The following is an 18,605-nucleotide window of genomic DNA, read 5'->3' as shown; positions in this document are numbered from 1 at the left end:
TGATTGCAACTGTCGCCCGCGTGCCCTGCGTGCTGAGAGCAGCTCGGCGATCAGGCAAAAACCCGTCCGCAATACGACAGCCACTGCGGTGAGGGCACCGGCTGTCGTGACCATGGCGCCGCCCGGGGTGGAATACTGCTCCTGCAAAGTCATGACACACGCCCGCAGGAAATCCGCCAGGTTCGAGGTGAACGGCATGGCGGGCACCGCCAGAGCCACCCCTGCAAGGACGACGCCCGCGACAACAGTGACCGACAATGCTTGCCAGACGAAGATCCCGATCTTAGGCGACCGGTCGGACCAAGTGCCCCTGGCCAACAACGGCGCCACCCCGGCAGCAGCCACAGCGTACGCGAGTAAAAAGAGCGGGACACTCACTCGCTAACCCGGGCCCGGTGCTGCGACTGCGCGGCCTGGTCCAACGCAGCCCGTAGCTGTGCCACCTCATCGGCAGGGATCTGCTCCAGGAAATGCAACAGGGTCGCCGTGCGGTCACTGCCACCGGCGAGGACTTCGCCCATATGCGCTGCGGCGTACTGCTCTCGGGTCTGCGTGGGACGATAGCGGAACGCCCGTCCATCCGGCTCCCGCACCAGTAGACCCTTGCGCTGCAAAGTGTCCATCACGGTTTTAACAGTCATATAGGCGATTTCGCGGTCCCGCTGAATGTCTTCCAGAATGTCGCGCACGGCGGCCGCCCCCTGAAAGGACCACATCCGGTCCATGATGGTGGATTCAAGCTGGCCAAGACGATGCATGCCCGGACCCTTTCTTCTTGCAGTAAACCGAAACCGTACCGTTAGGATCCAATCCTACCGTGCATAGTAGATCCCGCATACCGCCCGTTAGGTCTGAGCGAGCCGCCGCCGGAGTTTCTTCTCTGACAATCGCCCGTAGCTGAACATCGGCCCATTGACCAGGATTCCGGGAGCGAACGCGACGCCATGGTGCACCGCGAGATCGCGGCCCTGGGTGCTGGTCAGTTCGACTTCTTGAATCACCAGGGGGTGCGTGGCTGATATGTTCTGCAGAGTGTTTTTTGCCTGCTCACACCATGAGCAATCCTCTTGGGTTAGCAGTGTCACGGTGTGCATCAGGCGACCCGCCCTACTGTGAGGTCGTTCACGAGTTGGGTCACGGGCACATACATGGTGTAGTCCGGTGCCCCGCCGTAGTCGGCGCGCCACTGGATCGTTCCGTCGGGCCCGACGAGGATGAAGGTGTGGCCGTTGCGTGAATCTCCCATCATTCCGAATTTGTTGGCCTCGTATTGGCGGGACACTCTCAGGTCGGTGTCGGCCAACGCCACCGATTCCAGCCCGTCGTCGGTCATTTTGCGTTCGATGAGATCCGCTGGCCCACTGGTGATGGTAACCAGAGCATCGATCCCGGCGTCCTGCAGCACCGAAGGGGTTTCCTCCAGATCCCTGATCTGGTCCCAGCAGGGCTGGCACCCCAAACCCTCATGAAAGTAGAGCAGCGTGGATTGACCGCTGTAGTCGCCTAAGTCCACGGTGCCTCCGTCGACGGACGGCAGGGTGAAAGCGGGGGCTTGGGATCCGGTCCCGGGGGATCCGACGTCGTAATTTACGCCGTTCGCTCGCGCTTGGGAAGCGTCGGGGTCAGGGTTGATGGAGCCCTGATAGACCAGGAACAGGCCAACCATGGCGGCTACCGCGGCGGCGGCCAGAACCAAGAATCGCTCTACCGGCGTGGTGCTCTTCTTGGGTGATGCGGACGGCTTTGTTGATCCCATTAGAGGGAATCCTTTCGGGGGACGGTACGGTCGATTTCGGGTTGCGGGTGGTCGCCGGCAGTGTCAGTGCGTGGACTCGGGTCGCCCTGGTTGCGGGGCGGAGCTGTCACGGTGCTGGCTTCCATCGGCAGTCCTGAGGAATCAGGCGGTGCTGGGTGGGCTGCGGCGTCGATCCCATCAGCTGGCTTGCGTCGGACGGCGGTGGTAATCAGCCACAGCAACGCTCCGAAGATCAGCAAGGTAGGAATCCACCCCGGAATGAAGCCAAGAAGGTCCTGGACGTTCGAGACGAAATGGGTGAGTTCGGCGGAGAAACGCACTTCCCAACCATCGGTCGCCATTCCCGGACCGCGCGCCGCAAGGGCAATCGTGAGTGCGCCCATGGCAACCATGAGCGTCCCGGAAAGGAAGGTGGCGACCGGGACACGGTAGGAGGTTCCGGGAATCAGCGGCAGTGTCCGACCGGTGAGGAATTTTCTTTCCCCAATCCGGTGCCGGTCCCACACCAGGGCCATCACACATAGCGGTGCGACCATGCCGAACACGTAGGCGACGCCGACCGCGAGGGCTGCCGGGAACGACGAAGCCGCTCCGGATACTGCTGCAACTCCTGCCAGCGCCGGCGCGCAGCATGCGCTGGCTGCGCCGGAGAAAGCGCCAAGAGCGTAGACGGAACGTATTGAGCTTCCACCGGATCCGCCACGGACGAACATGGGGAGCATGATCTTCTTCCCCGCCAGGATGAGTCCGCCCATCAGCATCATCGCCAGCCCGCCAACGGTGAAGACCGGGGTGTGATAGTCGATCAGCAGTCGGCTCAGCACCGCGGCGCCGAACGCTATTGGCAGGATGATGGTGCCGACGCCGGCGGCGAAGACCAGGGTCATGGCCAGGATTTGTGTCTTTCGCCTGAATGTCGTGGCGAAGAAGGCTGGCAGCATCACTGAGACGCAGCACGGCGCGAGGAGCGCGACCATGCCACCAAGAAATGCCGCCAATATGGTGGTGGATAGGAGTATTTCCTCCACGCGCCCGTCCTTTTGATGATGATGCTCATGAGGTGGTCCGGTGCTACTGCGGCATAGCGCTGTGACCGGGTGAAACGAGGTGACAACTGATCAGCGATCCCCTAGGAAAAGGGAGCCCGGGGTATCGCCCCCATCTGTCGCCCGCGTGCCTATCAGATGGGCGTTGCGGATCGCCGCGGGGATTACCTCAGTGTCGGGAGGGCGCGTTCTGCTGCTTCAGGGCCGCAACTTGCTCCCGCAGTTGTGACAACTCAGCTGTTTGCGCCGAAGATACAGTAGAAACTCCCGGGTTGGACACCCGTTGACCCATGGCGCAGTTGCCCCGTCCGCATCGGGCGGAGGCAAAAGAAATAGGTTGCTGTCAGGGAGGCTATGAGGACCGCTACCGGCAATGCCCATTCAGTCATCGCAGGGTCGCCCTGGCTGGATCGGGACGGGAGGGGTCGAGACGGGATGGGTCGGCGCTTGCGTCGCCCTGACTGGCACGCAGCTGGTCGACTTCGGCGCGCAACTTGACCAGCTCCGCCTCATCGAGGGGTTTCTCCTGCGCGGGGGATGATTTGTTGCCGCGCATCATGAGCCACATCATTAATCCCATACCCACCGGGCAGGCGAGGAGGGCAAGTGCGTACAGGGTTTCACTCATCAGAGTTTTCCTTCACTTTCGGGGGTGGGGTGTGAGGACATCATTTTGGTCGGATCCATCTCGGTATCCGCGTCCATCATCTGTTCGTGCATGCGCACCATGCCCGGGTTGTCCGTGATCATCTGTTCGTGCAGGCGGGCCATGCCCGGGTTGTCGTTCGTCATTTGTTCGTGCATTTTCGCCATGCCAAGGACCGGGTCTTGATCGTCCATCCCGTGATGATTCTCGGCCGCGGCTTCACTCCTAGCTCCGTCAGGGACGGACGGGGGTGCGGCGGCCACGGACGGAGCAGCCACCGCCAGGGCCAGAAGCCCCGTAGCTGCCATGGTGGGTATCCAGATGTTCTTAGCCATCGTTGTTTGGTCCTTTCCTTGATCGGTCACTATCAGATACTAAAGAAGATAGTAGACACATACTAGACATAATAGTAGTGGTGGATCAAGTCAGTGTCACTAGCTATCAGTGTCACTAGCTATTCGGCAGAACCCACTCCTTTCGCGACTCACAACCTAGGGGCGCGGACCGCGTCTCCTATCGATCTACTAGCCCTGCTAGTATTTACGGGGTTTAGCAGTACCAGGCGGCAAGCCGGTGGAGGGAACACTGCAAAAGGAAAGCGAGAGGCATCTGATGGGTAGGGCATCTTTGCGCGACATGAGTAGACGCCCCCGAAAAAGCCGGTTGCTCCGTGGGGTGCCGGCAGGCGTTGTTGCGGGCTTGTTGTTGGTGATGTCTATTCCGGTCGGCCCGGCCTCGGCTCATACCTATCTCGTGTCCTCGGATCCAACCGACGGTGTGACTGTGGGTGTGGTTCCGGGGCAGGTGACGCTTGTATTTACGGAGCAGGTTGAGCTGGATTTTGCCGATGTCACTGTCTCGGTAGCGGGCGGTCCGGCTTACGGCGCGTTGACCGAGACCGAAGGGAAATCGTTGGTAGCACCAATACCTCCCGGGGCGGCCGACAGTCAGCCTGGGAGTGGGCCTGCCATTTGGGAGATTGCGTATAGAGTCACCGCCGGTGACGGGCATCCGGTGAACGAGTCCTTCTCATTCACTGTCTCGCCGGGTTCCTCCGCCCCGACTGCCGCGGAATCGGTCGCTGGACCGGTGGACGGTGTTGGTTCCGGGGCGTGGGCTTCCGCAGCCCGTTCTCGGCAGGTTCCCGGATGGGCGATGCTGGGCCTTGGCTCGGTAACTGTTGCGGTCGTTCTGGCGTCTGTGCTGGTCGTCCGCGGACAGTCCCGCAGGGCACGAGGATGAACCTCGACGACAGGGCGTGCCGGATCGGGTGGGCGGCAATCTTGGTGATTTTGGTACCTCTTACTGCCGTCGCGGTTCTTGTCGTATCAGGCACTGCGGGCCCTCCCGGTCCGGGCCTCCCGGACCCCGGTGCGATCACTCGATGGGGGGCCCCGGTAGCCCGCGCCCTGCACGACGCCGCAGCAGCCCTGACTATTGGTTTCCTCGTAACAGCGGCGGTCGTCCTCCCCCACCAAACCCAAGACGAAAACCAGGGCCGGCCGGTCCTCGGCTCAGCCGCAGCCAGGGCTGTGTTATTCGCAGCGGTTGCGGCATCGGTTTGGGCGGTTGCCGGTGCCGCCGTAGTGACCTTCGCCTATTCGGACGTGGCAGGGTCCAGCCCTTCGGACATTAACGGTGCGGACATGGTCCAGTTCCTGACCGGTTTCGACCTCGGGCGGTCGCTAGGGTTGAGTGCCTTTCTGGCACTGATTGTTGCCACCGGCTGCTGGATGACCACACGGACTTTTACTGTTGGACTCCTCACACTGCTCAGCCTGGTTGCCCTGACACCGCTGACTGTTACCGCTCACGGGGCGTCAAACCACGAAGCGGCGGTCAACCTGCTCGGCCTTCACCTGATTGGGGTGACGATTTGGACGGGAGGGTTGGCCGCGCTAGTGATCCTACGGCGAACAATAGGAGCCGATTTCCCTGTGCTGGCGCGAAGGTATTCAAGAATTGCTGGAGCAAGCTATGTGCTGGTGCTCGTGTCCGGCGTCGCCGGGGCGTTCCTGCGCCTGGCTTCCACTGCGGGTCTGGAAGGAACGTACGGGATCCTGCTCATCGCCAAGACGGTGGCCGTCGTCATGCTCGGCGCGGCGGGATGGTATCAACGGCGCCGTATCCTCACCGTGCTCGCATCCCGGCCCATGGCAGGAAAAACCTTCGCCCGGTTCGCGGGCTTCGAAATTCTCATCATGGCGTTCACATTTGGCCTGTCCGTCGCTTTGGGCCGGACGTCTCCGTTTGCCGAGTCCGCCGTCGAGTCAGCCGCGGAATCCTTCCTCGGAGCTGCACTGCCACCGGCGCCCGGCGCCCTGGATTGGTTAACGCAATGGCAATTTGACGTCATCTGGGCACCCATCACAGTGCTGCTCCTGGGTTGGTACGTCAGCTCCCAGCGGAAGGCCGTGAAACTCGGGCAGCACTGGCCTGTCTTCAGAACCGTCACCTGGGCCTTGGGGTGTGCCCTTCTGCTGTGGGCAACGAGCGGAGCCCCGGCTGTCTACGCAAGATTGTTGCCCAGCATGTTCGTCACCAGCCAAGTCCTCATTGGGCTGATAGTGCCCATCCTCTTCGCTCTCAGTCGCCCGTTCCTGCTCGCCCGGCACACCCTTGCCCCGCGAACCGATGGAAGCAGAGGAGTCAGAGAGTGGCTTACCTGCACCGCAGAACTGACCGTTACACGCAAACTGGCGCACCCGGTACCCGCGACCCTCGTCTATCTGGGCTTCCACGGGACCCTGTACTTCACCCCACTGCTCGGCCCGCTGGTCAGCAGCAACGCCGGACGGCTCGCCTCCACCGGCGCAGCACTGGCAATCGGGTATTTGCTCTCCCACACGCTAATCACCCATCCCCCCTCACCCAACGCAGCAAAGGTCAAATTAGCAGCGCTCTTGACCGTGTTGGGTTTTCATCTAGCAGCCGGGCTCTCGCTCGCAACACGAGATAACCTTATCGGCGGTGACTGGTACCTCCTCGTCAGTGAACTATGGAACATCCCGGTCACCACCGACCAGCCCATCGCTGGCCTGATCCTTTGGGGTGCAGCACTGCCACCCCTGCTGGCCCTCGCCATCGGACACCCACGTCCAACAGAAACTCACCCGGCCGGACTCGGCTCTGCCGGACTTGACTGTGCAGAACTTGACTGTGCAGAACTTGACTGTGCAGAACTTGGCTCTGCGGGGCAGGAGCTCCGGGAGCAGGCTCGCAGCCTGGCGGAACAATAAATTAGGCCTCCCGGATCGGTGACTACTATTCTTGTTAGTAACCTCGGGCTGATGCGACCTCCTGGAACAGCAGACTGCCCGACAACAGCCGGCCCCGGCTAACTCACAGCGACGGAAACGCTCATTCCGCCACCGTTCGACAGAAAGTAATCCCAATGCTCCTGAAAACCCTTCCCGGTAACAGCCAAAAAGTGCGCACCGCAGCCCTCGGACTTACAACCGTGTTTCTCCTGGCGGCCTGTGGGCAACAGGCATCCAGCCAGGCTGAAGAAACCCCTCACAACGACGAAACACCGCACAGTGATGAAACGCCGCACGGTACGGAAAACCCGTTCGGCCACGTGCACGGGCTTACTTTCAACGAAGACACTGAACAGCTCCTGCTGGCCACCCACAACGGGTTGTTCGACGTTGCTGCTGATTCCATCGAAAAACTGGGTTCCGCCCTTGATTTGATGGGATTCGCCGGCGCGGGTCCGGACCTCTACTACGCGTCAGGGCACCCCGGACCTGGATCCGATCTTCCCAACCCCATGGGCCTGATCGAATCAACCGACGGCGGAGAAACCTGGCAGGAACTTTCCCGTCAAGGCGAATCGGACTTTCACACACTGACCGTGTCAGAGGCCGGCGTCATTGGATTCGACGGAACCCTGCGGCTGAGCACAGATGGGAAAGAATGGTCCGAGGCCGAGACCCAAATCCAACCGGCGAACCTCGCGGCGTCCCTCGACGGCCCGATTGTTCTGGCTACCACCGAGGATGGCGTCCAACGCTCTACCGATGGTGGCATGACGTGGACACTACCGCCTGAGTCCCCAATACTGCTGCAGACAACGTTCGCTGATACGGATACCGTCGTAGGCGCCACCCCCGACGGTGTTGTTCACATCAGTCAGGACGCGGGACAGACCTGGGAAGAAACCGGCGGATCAACAGCCCAACCGTCCGCCATCGCTGCGGCCGTCGAAGAAGATGAGCTGCGGATCTGGGTGTCAACAGAGAAAGGCATTGAGTTCTCCGATGACAATGGTGCGTCCTTCACGACGACCGTGCAGGCCGGACAATAACGTTCTCGTGCACACCACTTCGGTACCACGGGAGCACCAGCGGCCAGCCGAGGCCGGTCGGGATCTCCTGTGACGATCGGTGAGTTCTTCGCGCAATCCGTACAATCCGGGGCGCTCCTGCTGGCCATTCCGCTGGCCCTGATCGCCGGAATCGTCTCTTTCATATCGCCGTGCATTCTCCCACTGGTGCCAGGCTACATGGGATATGTTTCCGGACTCACCGACCCGAACTCCCCAGGGAACCGCCGCAAAGTCCTCACCGGCGTCGGGTTATTCATCCTCGGCTTTGCCCTGGTCTTCACTTTTTACGGGGCGGCTTTCGGTCTCATCGGAGGGTGGATGCTGCGTTGGCAAGACCTACTCATCCGCATCCTGGGCCTCTTCGTCATCCTCATGGGACTCGTCCTGGTAGGACGCCTTTCCTTCTTCCAACAGAGCAAGAAACTTAGCTGGAAGCCGAAGACCGGGGTAGCCGGTGCGCCGCTACTAGGGGTGGTGTTCGGTCTAGGTTGGACCCCCTGCATGGGGCCAACCCTGAGCGCGGTCCTGGCCCTGAGCACAACCACCGGAAGCCCGTGGCGCGGAGCGCTCCTAGGATTCATGTACTGCCTCGGACTGGGCATCCCCTTCGTCCTCGTAGCACTCGGGATCGGCTGGGTGACACGGACCCTGGCGTTTGTCCGACGACACATCCGCATCTTCAACATCGCAGGCGGCTCCCTGCTCATCCTGGTCGGGCTGCTCATGGTCTCAGGAGTCTGGACCCTATGGATCTACCAACTCCAAAACCTCGCCGGAAGCTACCTCACCCCGGTCTGATCGATAAGTGCCGGTTTAGAGGTATTGGCAGACCTGGTCGGGCGCGCAGGCGGTGGGGTCGACTGTGAGGCTGGCCGAATGGAGGCTTTCTACCGTTTCGCGGAGAACTAGCAGATCCGCTACCTGGTCATCAAGTTCCTTCAGTCGTCCGGACAGTAGGGACTGGACATGGGCGCAGGGCGCGTTGCCTCGGTCCCGGATGTGGAGAATCTCGCCGATCTGGGCCAGTGTCAGGCCCGCGCGTTGTCCCCGTTTGATGAAGTCAATTCGCTGGACAGTATGTCTCGGGTAGTCCCGGTAGCCGCTTGAGGTTCGCGGCGGTATCGGCAGTAGGCCTTCCGACTCGTAAAACCGCAGGGTTTTGGTGGTGGCCCCAGTGGCACTTGCCAGTTCACCGATCCGCACAGTCATTCCTCCACTGTCTCCCGCAACTTGACCTTCCACCTTACTGGAACGTTGATGATGGGTTCTAATGTGTCCGGTTGCAGGAGGAGATAGATGATCATGGTTGAGCACGATTTCGATCTAGCTGTAGTGGGTTCCGGTGGTGCGGCCATGGCTGCAGCGATCACAGCGCGGCAGTCCGGGAAGACGGTAGTGCTCGTTGAGCGCGGGGTGTTGGGAGGAACATGCGTGAACGTGGGGTGCGTTCCCTCAAAGACCCTGCTGGCCGCAGCCGGAATGCGTCATACGGCGATGAACAACCCCTTCCCCGGAGCGCCGACCTCCGCCGACCCTATCAACCTGAAATCTTTGATAACGCAAAAGGATAAACTGATTGAGCACCTACGTGGTGCGAAGTACGCCGATGTGGCCGCTGCCTACGGATTCGAAATCCGTGCCGGTGAAGCTTCCTTCATCGACGAAGCGACTCTGGCAGTTGATGGCGTGCCCTTGTCCGCGCGATCGTTTATTGTCGCGACGGGAGCCCGACCCGTCCTACCGGAAATGACCGGACTCGATGAAGTGGAATACCTCACCTCCACCAGTGCTATGGAACTAACCAGCCTTCCCCAATCACTGATCGTCATTGGCGGTGGCTACGTGGGCCTGGAGCAGGGCCAGCTGTTCGCGCAGTTGGGGTCAACGGTGACCATCATCGGGCGAATCGCCCCGGCCGCCGAACCTGAAATGGCGACTATCCTCCGTGCCGCATTGACTGATGCGGGGATAAGTATTGTCGAGGAACATGCGGTGTCCGTCTCCGCCGCAAACAAAGGCATCACCGTCAGCACCAGCTCCGGCCGCGCGCTCCCGGCAGAGAAACTGTTGATCGCCACAGGCCGGGCCGCGCGAACGGACGGACTGAATCTCGACGCCGCGGGTGTCGCCACCGACGAACGGGGGTTTATAACGGTCGATGACCAGCAGCGGACCAGCAACCCGCGTGTCTTCGCCGCGGGCGATGTAACCGGAGGACCGCAGTACGTCTACGTTGCCGCCGCAGCCGGAAAGGCCGCAGCACACAACGCACTCCAAAACGTTAAGGAGACTGAACCGGCACGGGTGGATTACACCGGACTTCCCGCGGTCATCTTCACCCAACCACAGTTGGCCACAGCGGGCCTTACCGAAGCGGAAGCCATCGCCAGCGGATACCAATGTGAATGCCGCGTACTGGGCTTCAAAGATCTACCCCGGGCGCTGGTCAACCATGACACCAACGGTGCCATCAAAATGGTCGCCAGTGCCAACACTGGCCAAATTCTCGGACTCAGTGCGGCCGGCGACGGGGTAGGAGAAATAATGTTGGCCGCCACTTACGCTATCCAGGCCGGCATGACAACCCGGCACATCGCCGACACCTGGGCGCCATACCTGACCATGTCCGAAAGCCTCCGCCTCGTCGCCGGACTATTCCACAACGAAATGCCCACCTCGTGCTGCGCCTAACGAGGCATGAGGACTGCTCTCATGGATAAACCGACTTCCTTAGCCACTCTCATGCGGCAACAGCAATACCGACGGCTGTGGACCGCCCGGACCATTTCCCAGTGGGGGGATGCGTTCAACACGGTCGCCCTGGTTCTGTTGGTCTACTCACTCACCGGTTCCGGCCTCGGAGTCTCTGGGGTGGTCATCGCCGAAATCATCCCGGTCCTGATTTTGGCTCCCTTAGCCGGGGCACTGGTGGACCGACTGCCACGCGTGAAAGTCATGATCGCTGCGGACCTCATCCGGGCCGGGCTCGCCTTCGCCCTGCCCTTCGTGGATGGCAACGTCTTCAACGTCTACCTCATCGCTGTCGGCCTCTCGGCCGCGGCCGTGTTCTTCAACCCGGCAGCGCAATCAGTCTTACCCTCCATCGTCATGGAACGGGACCTGGTGGCTGCGAACAGCGGACTCTGGACCGCCGCCGTCATCTCCCAGGTCGTGCTCGCACCGCTGGCCGGGCTGGTGGTCGCAGTCTTCGGCTACGACTGGGCGTTCTGGATCAACGCCGCAAGCTACCTCGCCTCGGCCGCAGCCCTGTTACGCCTGAAAGTGTCGGCACAACCAGTACGCAACCATCGATCCTCCTGGTACCGGGACGCCCGTGAAGGCCTCTCCGAACTTGCCGGACACCGACTGCTGCGCGCACTGGCGGCCACCCAGTTTCTCGCCGCCCTTTCAGCCGGAGCGAGCGGCGCACTCCTCGTGGTCCTGGCACAGGACCACCTCCGCCTCGACGAAGCCAGCTTCGGTCTGCTCATCGGAGCCATCGGCGTGGGCGCCGCACTCGGTCCCCTCGTCCTCACCAGAATCACTAACAACCCTCGCCGCGCAAGGTTTGTGCTGGGGCCGTTTGTCCTGCGCGGCCTGGTCGACGCTGCCCTCGCGACGATCACCGGTCTGTATTCCGCCATGGCCGCCCTCATTGTCTACGGGCTGGGGACCTCCACTGGAGCCGTCACCTTCAACTCACTTCTGCAGGCAGAAATACCCGAAAAACTGCGTGGGCGTATCTTCGCGACCTTCGACATGCTCTGGCAATCCGGGCGCCTCATTTCACTACTGCTCGGCGGCATCGCCGCCGACCTTTTCGGCATCAGAGCCGTCTTCTACCTCGGCGGCGTCCTCCTCCTGGCCGCCGCCTGGACCGGCTGGCATGGACTCAGAAACGCACCCGCGACCGATTGACAGAGTGTTTCAGTTCCTTGAAAGGGGAACGACGGTCCGTCGCGGCGTTCTGGCGCGATAGTCATGAGAGATTCTTCTGCGTGTCGGCATCGCTCCCGGTACGTGCTGCCGGCGGTGTTCCCAGTCCATGGACGCCAGTAGACTCGGCGGCATGACTTCGCGGCAACGACCAGGGCCTCCTTGCGCCGGTGCGAGCGCGCTACTTAGATCTGCACCCAACCCCAGATCCCCGAACAGACGTTCTATCAACGGCGGGTGAAACACGTCAGACCGAAAGCTCATCGGATCGGTGAGCATCTGCGCATCGGCCGCCAGGACTTTGAGTCCTGGTTGTCGACAAGACTGGAACCATAGATGGCACCCTGTCGGCAGGTTCAGGTCAGGTTAGTGGTCTCGCATACCCCTCCGCCAGACACCCTCCCTAAAAACGGCGGCCGTTATGCCTAGGCCCACTCCATGGCCAGGTTTCGTGACTTCGACGGCGTTACCCGGAAAGTCGAGGTGCGGGCTACAGCTAGGTCAAAGAATGACGTTTCCACCCTGGACCGTTTCCTGAAGACCATGAGGACCAAGCACGGCAACGCCACGGCGAAGCTTTGCAGAACCGTCCTGTCAGGCATGCTGGGCCTCGCAGCCCGCCACGGCGCCCTGGACGGTAATCCGCTCCGCGACGTCGCCACGATCCCGACGAACCATAAGGAGGTCCGGGCGCTGACAGTACCCGAGGTCGGAGCGCTCCGTGCCGGCCTTCGACAATGGGAAGCCAACAGGACGCAGGCAGGCCCCTACCCCACCGTCGACTTGCTCGACGTCGTCGACCTCATGCTGGCCACCGGTGCCCGCATCGGCGAGGCTTTAGCGATTCGCTGGCAGGACATTGACCTGAAGGTAGAGCGGCCGACGGTCACCGTCAACGGGACCATCGTCTATATGCCGGGACAAGGCCTGACCATCCAGGACCACCCGAAGAGCACCAATTCCCGGCAAAGGTACTCACTTCCCCCTTTCGCGGTGGAAATGCTTCTGAAGCGGCAACTGGGCCGCCTCGAGGCCAACCCCTGGGACGTCGTCTTCCCATCCGCGGTCGGTTCTCTCCGGGATCCGAACAACTTCCGTAAGCAATGGCGCGTTGCGCGGGACGAGCTCGGGTTCCAGTGGGTTACCCCCCACACCTTTCGGAAGACTGTGGGAACCATGCTGGAGGCCTCCTCAGGCATGGCGTCGGCATCAGCACAGCTTGGCCATTCCAGCGAGAACGTCACCCGGAAGCACTACGTGCAGAAGACCCATGTGGCGCCTGACAACACCGTTCTGCTCGAAGCGTTTGGTCAGCGTCTGGATTGAATTCGGTGGGTTTCCGGTGGATGCCTACCTCAGACGCCCAAAGCAAAGAGCCCCTGATCCGCGTTTCCACAGGCCAGGGGCTCTTTGTCGTAGGGCTGCTGGGGCTTGAACCCAGGACAAACGGATTATGAGTCCGCTGCTCTAACCAGCTGAGCTACAGCCCCGCACCATGACGCCGAAGCGCACTGCTTATTCTAACGACACCCAGGTTATTCCGAAGACGCCACTCCTCAGACGTCCTTCCATCATCGCCCGGCTGCCGATATTTGAGGGGCGGGAAGCCCCGCCAGACGACCCGCCTACACAGCTTCGGAGTCCCGCGAGTCGCCGTAGTAAAGACCCTCGAACGTGGCGAGGGTAGCGGTGAGAGAATGCACGTCCACCATGGATCGGCTTGCTTTTCCCATCCGGTCAAGATCAGCAGCAGGAAGGCTCAGCAGCTGAGTGATCCGGTCCGCCAGCTCTGTGCTGTCGTGCGGCGTGAACAGGTACCCGTTGACGCCATGGTCCACCAGGTGGGGCAGCGCCATCGCGTTGGCGAGCAGCACCGGGGTGGAAGCCGACATTGCCTCAAGGGTCACCAGGGATTGCAGCTCGGCGGTCCCTGGTTGGCAGAACAGCGCTGCCCTCAGATAGGTCCGCCGGAGCTCCTCATCGGTGATCATCCCGCGGAACACCACCCGCCCATCCAGACCCAACCGGGTAACCTGTGCCTGGAGTGCCGCCTTCACCTCGCCACCGCCCACAATCTCGAGATGGACGTTGAGCGCTGGAGAGGTTTTGGCGACAGCGTCAATCAGGACATCAACATGCTTTTCCTCGGCGAGGCGTCCGACGAAGAGCACAGTGGGGTGGTTCTCGGGCTCAAGTGCTTCACCGGGTTGCAGTTCGTAGGCGGAGGAATCGATACCGTTGGACAGCGGCAGCACCTTCCGCAGGAACGCATGCTCATGCATCGCCTTCGCGGCCAGCGGAGTGGGCGTGGTGACCACGGCCGCCTTACCCATGACTTTGCCCATGTCACGCCAGGAATTCTTCGCAACAATTTTCTTGAACCACTCGGGGAAAGGCAGGAACGGGTTCAGGTTCTCGGGCATGAAGTGGTTGGTGGCCACCACGCGGATGCCACGCTTCACCGCCTCATAGAGGGTATACTCGCCCACCATGTAGTGGCACTGAATGTGCACCACATCGGGCTGCACCCGGTCAAAGAGCATGCTGATGTCCCGTTTAATCTCCCACGGCAGACAAATTCGCCAGTAGTCATGGGTAGGGACACCGTGGGACTTCAACCGGTACACAGGCCACTCGCCGTCGGCCTCGGTGAAGCTCTTGCCGTTCTGCGTGCCTGGCGCCAGGACGTGGACATTGTGCCCGCGAGAGTGCATTCCCTTGGCCAGCCGGTAGCCGAACTGGGCCGCCCCATTGATGTTGGGCGGGTAGGTTTCCGCGGCTATCAGGATGGTCAACGGCAATTTATCGGCCGGGTGGCTCACGGTGGATTCCTCTGTGGGTTACTGGCGGATGCGGCTGCTGGACAGACTGGGTCTCAGCTAGCGCCGACGTCGTACATCTTTTTGACGCTGCACTACATCGGGGTGATGGCGGGACAGCGCAATGACCCCCACAATAGCAACCAACGCTGCCATTCCCATGGCAATGGCGATCACCGATTTCACGTCGGATTCCAGCTCCCCCAGGATCACAATGCCCACCGCGATCCCCACTATCGGATCAATGACCGTCAGGCCGGCGATCACCAGGTCCGGCGGACCGGTCGCGTAGGCACTCTGCACAAACCAGGAGCCGAGAGCCGCTGCCACGGTAATCGCCACCAGCGTATAAAGCGGAACATTCAGGAGAAACCGCCCATTGGGGTCCAACAGGTGGGTGGCGATAATCTTCGTCAGCACTGCAACGAAGCCGAACAGCACTCCAGCACCCAGAATGTAGGCGAAGGCGCTGAGCCGGCGCCGGAAAAGCACCGCCAGGGATCCGAACAGGGCAACTGCGGCCGCCAGCAGCAGGACTGTGACCAGTTCCTGTTCCGGAAGCACCGCGTGGTTCTCACGGGTAACGTTGACCGCCAGCAACACGAACAAGGCGCTGCCGCTGACGCACGCAGCGATCGCGACGACGGTGGCCCGGTTGATCCGGATGCCCTGATCCTTGGAGTTCACGACGGTAGTGATCACCAAAGCGATCGCACCGATCGGTTGCACCACGGTGAGGCTTGCCATGCTGAGCGCGACGACGTTCAGCGCCATGCCGACCACCAGCAGGATCAGCCCGAGCACCCACCGCGGGTTGCGCAGCAGCCGGACGAAGCCCTTCGAGTTTAGTGAGAGGCCGCCGGTGTTGGACCGCACCGCGCTGCCTTGGCGCTGGGCTCCCACGGCAAGGAAACAGGCACCGACCAGAGCCAGCAAGATCGCTAGCCAGACCATGCGCCGCCCTTCGCGCAACGGGAGCGAAGGCAGTTAGCCTGCATCAACAGCCCCGGGCTGGGCAGATCCGCGGGATCTGCCGTCCGAACGGAACTTCCGATGGGCTGCGGTGAAATACCCGTAGAACGCTATCAGGTGACCGATACAGCCCAGGATAAGGAGAATATTCGCTGTGACGAGCAGCCACTGCAGGTCGAATCCGGGCACGCGGTGCAGCAGGAGCATTGGCGACCCGGTGAGTAGCAGCGCCGTGCGGATTTTCCCCACGTTGGTGACAGGAAGGTGCAACGGTCCGCGGAACAGGATCAGCGCGTTAAGGATGAGGATCGTGTCCGGGATGACGATAGTCCAGACCAACCAGGCTGGTGCGATGCCATCCACCACAAAAACCACTGCAATGACGATCAGCGCGGTGCGGTCTGCAATGGGATCGAGCCACTTGCCGACCGACGACACCTGGTTGAACCGCCGGGCAATATATCCATCAATCCAGTCGGTGGAACCGAGGACGACGAGGGTGAGGACCGCGAGGGCGTCCTCGTTGGCGACGATCAGGTAAACGAATAGCGGGACCCCGAGGAACCTGATGACCGTGATGATGTTGGGCAGGGTCCAGAAGGTCGCCAGTTCGTCGTTCTCGTGTCCCGGTCTGGCACCGGCCCCAATCAGTCTGATCATTTTCCCCTCCCCCCACCATTATGCAGGCAGGGCGGAATCGCCCGGACGTCGGGTCCGATCGAGTCGGGGCGTTTCCTAGCGTGAGACCAGTTTCTTCACCATGACAACAATCGCCGCTACCGAGCCGGCTACCACTGAGAGCGGCTTCCACCGGTCGGCCAGAGTGACATTGTGCACGTGTTCCCGCGGTCCGGCGGGGCTGCGCTCCGGGATGATTGACCGTGCCTGCTCGGCGAGCCGGTTGGCACTGGTCTTGGTCGAGGCCTTGGCGTGGTTCCAACGTGACTTGACGTCGAGTCCGCGCCCCAGATCGTCGCGCAGATCCGCCAGGTGGTCCCGACGCGACCCGGACCGACTGCGCAATTCGCCGTACGACGGCGTCGGCTCCTTGGGCTTGGAATCCTCCGGCTTGTCGTCGGGCTTTTCTTCCTTGGGCTTTTTGACATCGAGGGTCGCTGGATCAAAGCTTCGGCCTTCACGCAGGACGCCGATGTCGTAGCGAATGCCACGAATCGCATCCTCGGGCAGCAGCGGGAGGGTTTTCTTGAACCTGGAAACACCGATCAGCGCCGTGATGGCAATGACGATCAGGAACAGAACCGCCACCAGCAGCGCTGCCAGCCAGCCGTCCATGATGGTAGCCAAGCCGAGAATCGCGGCGACGATCAATGCAACAGCGAGAAAGGCGAGGAAGACAACCGCGACAACAAGGAATGCGGCAGCGATGCCCGCCTTGATGCCCTTCTGCTTCATCTGCTCGAGTGCCATCGAGAACTCGTCGCCGAACTGGCGAGGCGTGAGCCTGGCTAGAAGCTTGACCAGTCCGAGGACTGATGGCTTGCTGGAAGTCCTTGTGCCACGTGTGCTAGCGGAGCTGTCCATAGCCCTGCCTCCATCCCTCGTCTAACAAGCCGCGTGAGCGGACCTGCAAGCTGCGTTAATGTTTTTCTAAAATTACCATTGAGTGGCTAATGCCGATTCTGTGTAAAGCCTACTTCAATAGCAAGCACACTTATCGCCCGCCGGTTGGCGAAGCCGCCTAAGATGGATCTCGACGGCAGCGTGGTGCGTTGTCCCTCCCCCAATCCCGGATGAGATTCAGCGCGCCAGGCACCAGTAGTCATTTATCCATTCTTTGAGGCCTCAGGGGCCCCGTGACACAGGGAAAAACCTTGGTCGGATAGGCACCAGTTGAGCACAGTAATTCACCCCGGCGCTTCACTGTCCCGGCGTCAGAAGCTGATCTACGTGGTGATCCTCGGCTCCCTCACCGCACTCGGTCCGTTCACTATCGATCTATACCTCCCGGCGTTCCCATCACTACAGAGCGATCTCGGGGTGACCGAGGCAGCTGTGCAGCTAACGCTCACCGGCACTATCGTCGGGTTTGCCGTCGGACAGTTGATTGTCGGTCCGCTCAGCGACAAGGTGGGCCGCAGAGTCCCCCTGATTCTCGCGACAAGCGTCCATATCCTCGCATCGCTGGGTGCCGCGATGGCGACCGACATCACCACGCTGATGGTCTTCCGCGTGCTCCAGGGCGTTGGGGCGGCCGGCGGTGGCGTCGTCGCAATGGCGATGCTGCGCGACCTGTTCAGCGGGTATCCGCTGGTCAGGATGCTGTCCTATATGGCTTTGGTCAATGGGCTGGCCCCGATTTTCGCGCCAGTCATCGGATCGCAGCTGCTGCTCGTCATGCCGTGGCCGGGCATCTTCTGGTTCCTTGCCGCCTACGGGTTGCTCGTCATCATTGCCGTATCGGTGTTCCTTGTGGAGACGCTCCCCGCGGAGCGGCGGGGAACCTCCGGCGCCACCGCCCTGCAACGGTACCGGGCGGTCCTCACCGACCGGATCTTCATCGGCGTGCTGCTGGTGGGTGGCATGAACTTCTCCGGACTGTTCTCCTACCTCTCGGCGTCACCGTTCCTGTTCCAGGGCACCTACGACTTCAGCGAACAGCAGTACGGGCTGCTGTTCGCCGTGAATTCGTTGGGCATTGTGGCGGGCGTGCAGATCAGCTCGCGAGTACTGCGCCGGATCGGCCCTCAGTGGGTGATGGTCTTCTCCACTGCGTCGATGCTGCTGATGTCCCTGCTCATTGTCCTCTTCGCGCAACTGGGACTCGGGCTGTGGGGGATCATTGTGCCGCTCTGGTTCTACATTATGTCGGCTGGGTTCACCTTCCCCTGCGTGCAGGTGCTCGCACTGACCAACCACGGTGCCCAGGCGGGCACCGCGGCGTCGCTACTGGGGGCTGTCACGTTTGGCCTGGCCGGGGCGATCTCTCCCGTGGTCGGCCTGTTGGGCGTCTCCGCGACCACCATGGGCGGCGTGATGGCCGCCTGCATCGGCGCCGGAGTAGTTTTCTTGTGGACCGTGGTCAGGCCACGGACCGTCCCGCCCCTGCGCTAGCCAGCACGGCGGCCCAGCTGGGGGCGGT

20 protein-coding genes and 1 tRNA gene are annotated in these 18,605 nt (G+C 61.7%); 8 read left to right on the top strand and 13 right to left on the bottom strand.

Annotation, left to right across the window (positions count from 1 at the left end; genetic code table 11):
• The 7 genes from ACX80G_RS12220 to ACX80G_RS12190 all read right to left on the bottom strand — a co-directional run.
• The coding region (locus ACX80G_RS12220; protein WP_459307910.1) for a hypothetical protein at positions 1-378 on the bottom strand (378 nt) is incomplete at its 3' end.
• Positions 375-758, bottom strand: a complete 384-nt coding sequence (locus tag ACX80G_RS12215) for a BlaI/MecI/CopY family transcriptional regulator (RefSeq protein ID WP_459307909.1) — start codon at positions 756-758, stop codon at positions 375-377. The genes ACX80G_RS12215 and ACX80G_RS12220, both read right to left, overlap by 4 nt.
• An 87-nt stretch (positions 759-845) precedes the next feature.
• Entirely contained in the window at positions 846-1,001 is a 156-nt protein-coding gene (locus ACX80G_RS12210; RefSeq protein WP_459307908.1) for a hypothetical protein, read from the bottom strand.
• 92 nt (positions 1,002-1,093) lie between these two features.
• Entirely contained in the window at positions 1,094-1,756 is a 663-nt protein-coding gene (locus tag ACX80G_RS12205) for a peroxiredoxin family protein (protein ID WP_459307907.1), read from the bottom strand.
• Positions 1,756-2,784, bottom strand: coding sequence for a cytochrome c biogenesis CcdA family protein (locus ACX80G_RS12200; protein ID WP_459307906.1), 1,029 nt, complete (start codon positions 2,782-2,784; stop codon positions 1,756-1,758). The genes ACX80G_RS12205 and ACX80G_RS12200 overlap by 1 nt, the downstream gene beginning before the upstream one ends.
• Positions 2,785-3,187: 403 nt before the next feature.
• Positions 3,188-3,430: a hypothetical protein gene (locus tag ACX80G_RS12195; RefSeq protein ID WP_459307905.1), complete on the bottom strand. Its 243-nt coding sequence runs from the start codon at positions 3,428-3,430 to the stop codon at positions 3,188-3,190.
• Positions 3,430-3,783 (bottom strand): hypothetical protein, encoded by a 354-nt coding sequence (locus tag ACX80G_RS12190; RefSeq protein WP_459307904.1) that lies wholly within the window; start codon positions 3,781-3,783, stop codon positions 3,430-3,432. The genes ACX80G_RS12195 and ACX80G_RS12190 overlap by 1 nt, the downstream gene beginning before the upstream one ends.
• A 277-nt stretch (positions 3,784-4,060) precedes the next feature.
• On the opposite strand from ACX80G_RS12190, the gene ACX80G_RS12185 reads away from it, so the two are divergent.
• The 4 genes from ACX80G_RS12185 (at position 4,061) to ACX80G_RS12170 (ending at position 8,576) form a co-directional block, all read left to right on the top strand.
• Positions 4,061-4,690 (top strand): copper resistance CopC family protein, encoded by a 630-nt coding sequence (locus ACX80G_RS12185; RefSeq protein WP_459307903.1) that lies wholly within the window; start codon positions 4,061-4,063, stop codon positions 4,688-4,690.
• Complete coding sequence (locus tag ACX80G_RS12180) at positions 4,687-6,687, top strand: bifunctional copper resistance protein CopD/cytochrome c oxidase assembly protein (RefSeq protein ID WP_459307902.1); 2,001 nt, start codon at positions 4,687-4,689, stop codon at positions 6,685-6,687. Before ACX80G_RS12185 ends, ACX80G_RS12180 begins: the two co-directional genes overlap by 4 nt.
• Positions 6,688-6,842: 155 nt before the next feature.
• Positions 6,843-7,757 carry a F510_1955 family glycosylhydrolase gene (locus ACX80G_RS12175; protein ID WP_459307901.1) on the top strand — a complete coding sequence of 305 codons (915 nt, stop codon included), beginning with the start codon at positions 6,843-6,845 and terminating at the stop codon, positions 7,755-7,757.
• A 69-nt stretch (positions 7,758-7,826) separates the two neighbouring features.
• Positions 7,827-8,576 (top strand): cytochrome c biogenesis CcdA family protein, encoded by a 750-nt coding sequence (locus ACX80G_RS12170; protein WP_459307900.1) that lies wholly within the window; start codon positions 7,827-7,829, stop codon positions 8,574-8,576.
• A gap of 15 nt (positions 8,577-8,591) precedes the next feature.
• On the opposite strand, the gene ACX80G_RS12165 is transcribed toward ACX80G_RS12170, so the two are convergent.
• Positions 8,592-8,981: a heavy metal-responsive transcriptional regulator gene (locus ACX80G_RS12165; protein WP_459307918.1), complete on the bottom strand. Its 390-nt coding sequence runs from the start codon at positions 8,979-8,981 to the stop codon at positions 8,592-8,594.
• Between the two features lie 99 nt (positions 8,982-9,080).
• On the opposite strand from ACX80G_RS12165, the gene merA reads away from it, so the two are divergent.
• From merA to ACX80G_RS12150, 3 genes are all read left to right on the top strand, one after another.
• A complete protein-coding gene (gene merA / locus ACX80G_RS12160; RefSeq protein WP_459307899.1) occupies positions 9,081-10,469 on the top strand; it encodes a mercury(II) reductase in 1,389 nt (462 codons plus the stop codon).
• Between the two features lie 51 nt (positions 10,470-10,520).
• Positions 10,521-11,696, top strand: coding sequence for an MFS transporter (locus ACX80G_RS12155; protein ID WP_459307898.1), 1,176 nt, complete (start codon positions 10,521-10,523; stop codon positions 11,694-11,696).
• Positions 11,697-12,152: 456 nt separating this feature from the next.
• Complete coding sequence (locus tag ACX80G_RS12150; RefSeq protein ID WP_459307897.1) at positions 12,153-13,040, top strand: tyrosine-type recombinase/integrase; 888 nt, start codon at positions 12,153-12,155, stop codon at positions 13,038-13,040.
• A 90-nt stretch (positions 13,041-13,130) separates the two neighbouring features.
• On the opposite strand, the gene ACX80G_RS12145 is transcribed toward ACX80G_RS12150, so the two are convergent.
• The 5 genes from ACX80G_RS12145 to ACX80G_RS12125 form a co-directional block, all read right to left on the bottom strand.
• Positions 13,131-13,204 (bottom strand) — tRNA-Ile (locus ACX80G_RS12145).
• A gap of 135 nt (positions 13,205-13,339) precedes the next feature.
• Positions 13,340-14,536, bottom strand: coding sequence for a glycosyltransferase (locus tag ACX80G_RS12140; RefSeq protein ID WP_459307896.1), 1,197 nt, complete (start codon positions 14,534-14,536; stop codon positions 13,340-13,342).
• Between the two features lie 57 nt (positions 14,537-14,593).
• Positions 14,594-15,487 (bottom strand): DMT family transporter, encoded by an 894-nt coding sequence (locus tag ACX80G_RS12135; RefSeq protein WP_459307895.1) that lies wholly within the window; start codon positions 15,485-15,487, stop codon positions 14,594-14,596.
• A 33-nt stretch (positions 15,488-15,520) separates the two neighbouring features.
• On the bottom strand, positions 15,521-16,165 hold the full coding sequence (locus ACX80G_RS12130; RefSeq protein ID WP_459307894.1) for a CDP-alcohol phosphatidyltransferase family protein: 645 nt from the start codon (positions 16,163-16,165) through the stop codon (positions 15,521-15,523).
• Positions 16,166-16,240: 75 nt separating this feature from the next.
• Positions 16,241-17,047 carry a phage holin family protein gene (locus tag ACX80G_RS12125; protein WP_459307893.1) on the bottom strand — a complete coding sequence of 269 codons (807 nt, stop codon included), beginning with the start codon at positions 17,045-17,047 and terminating at the stop codon, positions 16,241-16,243.
• Positions 17,048-17,356: 309 nt separating this feature from the next.
• On the opposite strand from ACX80G_RS12125, the gene ACX80G_RS12120 reads away from it, so the two are divergent.
• Positions 17,357-18,577 carry a multidrug effflux MFS transporter gene (locus tag ACX80G_RS12120; protein WP_459307892.1) on the top strand — a complete coding sequence of 407 codons (1,221 nt, stop codon included), beginning with the start codon at positions 17,357-17,359 and terminating at the stop codon, positions 18,575-18,577.
• Positions 18,578-18,605 lie beyond the last annotated feature (28 nt).

This window comes from Arthrobacter glycogeni (genome assembly GCF_054510815.1).
The sequence above is the reverse complement of the archived record's forward strand: the minus strand, read 5'-3'. Positions and strand labels throughout refer to the sequence as shown.